Here is a 912-nt window from a genome sequence, read left to right on the forward strand (position 1 = left end):
CCGGCTGCGGACTTCACCGCCTTAGACTTGGGGGTAGCTGCCTTAGCCATTTATCTTACCCTCTTTCCTTAACCTCAGAGCGCTTCCGCGCCCGAAATGATTTCAATGAGTTCCTTGGTGATCTGCGCCTGACGCTGGCGGTTGTACGAAAGCGTCAGCTTGTTGATCATCTCACCGGCATTGCGCGTCGCATTGTCCATGGCGCTCATCTTGGCGCCCATTTCACCAGCAACGTTTTCGAGCAGGGCCCGGAAAATCTGAACCGAGATGTTGCGCGGGATGAGATCCTCGAGGATCCCAGCCGCATCCGGCTCGTATTCGTAAAGCGCGGATGCACCACCCTGCGGAGCAGCTTCGGCCGGAGCGGCCGGGATGATCTGCTGGGCGGTCGGGATCTGGCTGATCACCGACTTGAACTCGGAATAGAACAGCGTGCAGACATCGAATTCGCCACGCTCGAACATGCCGATGACCTTGCGACCGATGGCATCTGCATTGGTGAAGCCGATACGCTTCACTTCGCGCAGATCCGCACGCTCGACGATCATGCCGGCAAATTCGCGGCGCAGGCTGTCGTAACCCTTCTTGCCAACGCAGAAGATCTTGACCGTCTTGCCCTGGGCCAAAAGCTTGCGCGCATGGTCACGGGCGAAACGCGAGATCGACGAGTTGAAACCGCCACACAGACCACGCTCGGCGGTGCAGACAACGAGCAGATGCACGTCGTCCTTGCCGGTGCCGGTCATCAGGCGCGGTGCGCTGTCGTCCGAACCCACGGCTTGCGCGATGTTGGCCAGGACGACACCCATGCGCTGCGAGTACGGGCGGGCAGCCTCGGCCGCTTCCTGCGCACGACGCAGCTTCGCCGCGGCGACCATCTTCATCGCCTTGGTGATCTTCTGCGTCGCCTTG

Annotated in this window: 1 protein-coding gene; it reads right to left on the reverse strand. The window is 60.6% G+C overall.

Features of this window, described 5'->3' with window-relative positions; translation table 11 throughout:
• Positions 1-74 precede the first annotated feature (74 nt).
• A partial coding sequence (locus tag CXR03_RS18840; RefSeq protein WP_104105047.1) for a F0F1 ATP synthase subunit gamma occupies positions 75-912 on the reverse strand: 838 nt, incomplete at its 5' end.

It is taken from the genome of Arthrobacter sp. 08Y14, from assembly GCF_002929455.1.
GTDB lineage: Bacteria > Actinomycetota > Actinomycetes > Actinomycetales > Micrococcaceae > Arthrobacter_B > Arthrobacter_B sunyaminii.